Origin of the sequence: Pelagicoccus sp. SDUM812002 (genome assembly GCF_031127835.1) — a bacterium.
Taxonomy (GTDB): domain Bacteria; phylum Verrucomicrobiota; class Verrucomicrobiia; order Opitutales; family Opitutaceae; genus Pelagicoccus.
Genome location: NZ_JARXHX010000055.1, coordinates 1 through 2,959, shown reverse-complemented (window position 1 = coordinate 2,959; position 2,959 = coordinate 1). Strand labels below are relative to the sequence as shown.

Below are 2,959 nucleotides of genomic sequence, written 5' to 3'. Positions count from 1 at the left end.
CACTGCTGATTGATAGGGTGCTTCCATGTGCTATGATGCTCATGAAGAGGACGTGAAGTAGGAACGCTGTTTTCATTATTTTGCAGAACGCCGAGGTGATACGCGAGCTCAAGTTAGAGCTCGAACGTTGGGTTGAGGTTGAATGTGTCTGGTTTGTTTGAAAAACGGCGAGCGCTTACCCGAGTTGTATCGACCGATTTGTTCTGCTTATTTTTAGATCTTCTCGTAGAATTCATTTGGTTCAAATCTTCCTCCGCAGTGACATTTTCTTTTTCCGTCGTGGTTGGTTTCGTGGCAACGATCACAGATTCCGAATCCCGTATCACTTCCTATGTTTCTCTTCGTTTTTAATTGTACGAGGTACATGATAGTAAAGGCGATCGCCCCGAATGAGACTGCGAGTGTTAGTCCTTTCAATGTCATTCCAGCTGGCTCTGGCGATCGATGCATGGACGGGAGAAAGCTTAAGCCGAGGAAACTCAAAACAATCGTAGTTCCTGAAAACAGCGCTGGGGTATGCGGTTTCCGTGCTTCTCGTTTCATCTGGTCATCGATGACTGAGATTTCACGTTCACTCTTTCTTTTCCAGCTCATCTATTTTTGCAGAACGCCGAGGTGATACGCGAGCTCAAGCTAGAGCTCGAACGTTGGGTTGAGGTTGAGCGTGTCTGGTGTGTTTGAATTTCAGCGAGCGCTTACCCGAGTTGTATCGACCGATTTGTTCGACCTTCTTTTCATATCGTTTCGTTGTCACTCAAATCCATCCATTCTTTCGGATATTCACTTTGGGCAATCCAATGCTGAGCTTCTGCTGGACTTTGTGCCGACTGACCGAGGTGAATCGTAATCGATCCTTCTTCAACAGAATGTACTATTGTGGCTACTGCGTGATAGAAACCCTTTATGTCTACCACTTCGCCAATTCGCGGAAGAACAGTGAAATCGATTCCATCGTTTTTTGCTTCGTCGTAGGAATCATCGCCATCTGCTAGGAATTTTAGAAAGACTCTCATTTTATTTTTCGTCGAACGCCGAGGCCATACGTGGAGGCCTCAGTTTGGGTTCCGCTTCAAGTTAGTGTTTTCAGGGGTTGGTTCGAGGTGAAAGAGGCGGGCGTTTGCCGGAATTGTATGGGCCGACTTGATGGCAATCTTCGTTTCTTCAAAGGTGTTCCGCTTGTTATCTGGCTCTTTATTTGGTTCGTTCCCGTCGGTTTCGGTTTCCTTCGGACTCGGGTTTTTATTAGCAACGATTCGGGGTCGTTGGGGGGTTCTACGCTAAAAACTGATGCTTGAATAGCCAGTCGTCATGATCTGTCTCTTTGGTTAAACTCGAATCGGTCCACATCGTATTGGCTTGGTGAATGTCGTGGTCGCACTGCTTGAGGGTGCTGCTTCCTACGATTCGAGTACGTCTCCTTAGTTTAGTTATATAATTATATTTTCTGCCATCGCCAAGTTCAGACGACGAGCGCTTGCGCTCGTTGTCTGAAACGTTTTGTTCTGCTTTATATCTTGAGGTTTATACCTATTCCAATGTGCAAACCATTTAGTTTTGTGAAAATGCGATCATCATCAATATCGAAGTTGGTGTACCCTGCTTCGAGGTTAATACTGGATTTTTTTGTCAGTTTTCGTTCGAAACCAATGACAGCGGTGAGTAAGGGGATTCGTTTTTCGTAGCTGCTTGTTAGTGTAGCTCCATCGAAGTAGCCTCCTTGAGTTGTTGTTCCTATTGTCTTACTTATACCTGCGACTCCAATAGAAGGTTTGAAGTAGAAAAGTTGCCTAGAATTAGAAGACTCTAAGGTGTATTTGTAGAAGACGTCGATTTGTGTAATGTTAGATTCGTATTTGGTGCTTGATCCCGTGACTCCATTCCAACCCGGGGTTGGGTCGCTCCAAAATGAACTGCTGTTCCATGAGTATTTGGCGTGAGAAAATCCGAAACTGTGATACGGTATACTACTTGGTTTCCATTCTATTTGGATTTGCGGAGTCAATACTTCTTCGTCTGTTCCATCGGCTTCTATAAATATTACGTTTGCTTGAGCAGAAAGGGTTAGGTCTGAGGCCGTTGAGTTCGAGGAAAGGATCGTACTTACGATTAATATGTGAAATAGGGTGGTAAGTTTTCGCATGGATTTTTTGGTTTTATTGATCCGCAGAACGTGAAGGCCATACGCGGAGGTCATCGCGGAGCGATGGCCGGAGTTGTATGGGCCGCCTGGTTAGGCACTTTTCTTTTTTTTGTTTTCCCAATACTTTTTTCTAAAACTTTCGATGTAAGCCCTTACTTCGGTATGGTCAGAGTCTTTAGGATAAACGTAGTCCTTTCTAGTCGCGTAAATTTTCGGATGATATGTCATAGGTCCGATCCCGTTGTAACCGATGCTTTCTTGCATCTTTTCTGATACTAAACGTATCCAGCTTTCAATTGTATCTAAAGTTTCTGGCTTAAGCATGTCGTAATGCTTCTGTTCCATCATCTTACCGTGAAATATTGGATTTCTGAGAAGTCTTAGGTCCGCAACCTCCTTGAGTCGTTTCTTGCCGTCATCATAGTTTCCATCGCCTATGATTGTTCGGAAACAAATATCTCCGAAGATGGAAATGTCTCTGCACCCCGATTTTACATCTGTGTCAGAATCATTGATGTATTTGGCAATGTGGTCGTAGTGAATGTGGTGCGGAGGTAAGCGTAGGAAATAGACCAGAAGCTTCCTCATTTGCTCTTCCATCTTTATATATAGAAGAGTGAAAACATCACGTATGTTTGGGTTTTCGGAATCCCTGAGAAGGGAGACTGATTGCAAATATTCGTCTGGAGATTCTGGAACGGGCATTGGGTAGATCTTTTCGCCTAACGTCAAAGCCACACGATGTCGGCTTCGGTTGAGTTTCCATTTCGGTTGAGGTTGATATCCAGGGCTTCGTTGTGAAACTGGCGTGCACTTACC

3 protein-coding genes are annotated in these 2,959 nt (G+C 44.5%); all 3 read right to left on the bottom strand.

Translation table 11 applies throughout. The features are described 5' to 3' along the window. Positions 1-734: 734 nt before the first annotated feature. Complete coding sequence (locus tag QEH53_RS23390; RefSeq protein WP_309025656.1) at positions 735-1,013, bottom strand: hypothetical protein; 279 nt, start codon at positions 1,011-1,013, stop codon at positions 735-737. 494 nt (positions 1,014-1,507) lie between these two features. Next, a complete protein-coding gene (locus QEH53_RS23385) occupies positions 1,508-2,140 on the bottom strand; it encodes a hypothetical protein (protein ID WP_309025655.1) in 633 nt (210 codons plus the stop codon). Positions 2,141-2,230: 90 nt separating this feature from the next. After that, positions 2,231-2,845, bottom strand: a complete 615-nt coding sequence (locus QEH53_RS23380) for a hypothetical protein (protein WP_309025654.1) — start codon at positions 2,843-2,845, stop codon at positions 2,231-2,233. Between the last annotated feature and the right edge of the window lie 114 nt (positions 2,846-2,959).

Bases quoted from the DNA above. Each gene is read 5' to 3' on its own strand.
- QEH53_RS23390 (WP_309025656.1), bottom strand. From the start codon at position 1,013: ATGAGAGTCTTTCTAAAATTCCTAGCAGATGGCGATGATTCCTACGAC.
- QEH53_RS23385 (WP_309025655.1), bottom strand. From the start codon at position 2,140: ATGCGAAAACTTACCACCCTATTTCACATATTAATCGTAAGTACGATC.
- QEH53_RS23380 (WP_309025654.1), bottom strand. From the start codon at position 2,845: ATGCCCGTTCCAGAATCTCCAGACGAATATTTGCAATCAGTCTCCCTT.